1 protein-coding gene is annotated in these 916 nt (G+C 69.1%); it reads right to left on the reverse strand.

Annotated elements, in window-relative coordinates; genetic code table 11:
• On the reverse strand, positions 1–916 hold a 916-nt coding region (locus JCM9942_RS16970), incomplete at both ends, for a proton-conducting transporter transmembrane domain-containing protein (protein WP_304941173.1).

Below are 916 nucleotides of genomic sequence, written 5' to 3' on the forward strand. Positions count from 1 at the left end.
CGCGACCGCGCCGACCAGGAACAGCAGGCCCGGCACGGTCTTGCCCGGCAGTACGGTCTGCTCGCCCTCGCGTCGCTGCCCGGCACGGAGGCGCCGGCGGCGGATCAGGTCGGCCACCAGGAACAGTGCCGCCGCGGTGAAGGTGCTGTGCGGCAGGTAGTACAGGCCGGCGGAAAGGGTGCCGGGAGTGCCCAGCGCGAAGGCGATGAACAGCGTTGCCGCCGAGACCACCACCAGGTAGGCGACCAGCACGCTCAGGCGGGTGGCCGCCAGTGCGCCGAGCGCGGCCACCAGCAAGGTGGCGATACCGGCCCACAGCAGCCAATCGCTGCCATAACCGGCCATCGCACCGGCGTCGGCATCGAACCACAGCGAGGTCACACGCAGCACAGCGTACAGGCCGACCTTGGTCATGATCACGAACAGCGCCGCCACCGCCGCCGGCGCGCGGGCATAGGATTCGGGCAGCCACAGGTACAGCGGCAGCAGCGCGGCCTTGGCGCAGAACACCAGCAGCAGCAGGCCCAGCGCGGCCTTGGCCAGCTTCAGGTGGCTCGGCGGCAGCTCGGCGATGCGCTGGCCGATCTCGGCCATGTTCAACGAACCCAGCGTGGCGTAGAGCATGCCCAGCGCGATCAGGAACAGCGTCGAGGCGGTGACGTTGAACACCACGTAGTGCAGGCCGATGCGCATGCGCAGGCCGCGTCCGCCCGACAGCAGCAGGCCGTAGGAGGCGATCAGCAGCACCTCGAAGAACACGAACAGGTTGAAGATGTCGCCGGTCAAAAACGCGCCGTTGAGGCCGACCAGCTGGAACTGGAACAGCGCATGGAAATGCGGCGCGCGCCGGTCCCAGCCGGTGCAGGCATGCAGCAGGCAGGCGATGGCCAGCAGCAGGGTGGTGGCCAGCATCCAG

The sequence above is a fragment of the Stenotrophomonas pictorum JCM 9942 genome, assembly GCF_001310775.1.
Lineage (GTDB): Bacteria > Pseudomonadota > Gammaproteobacteria > Xanthomonadales > Xanthomonadaceae > Stenotrophomonas > Stenotrophomonas pictorum.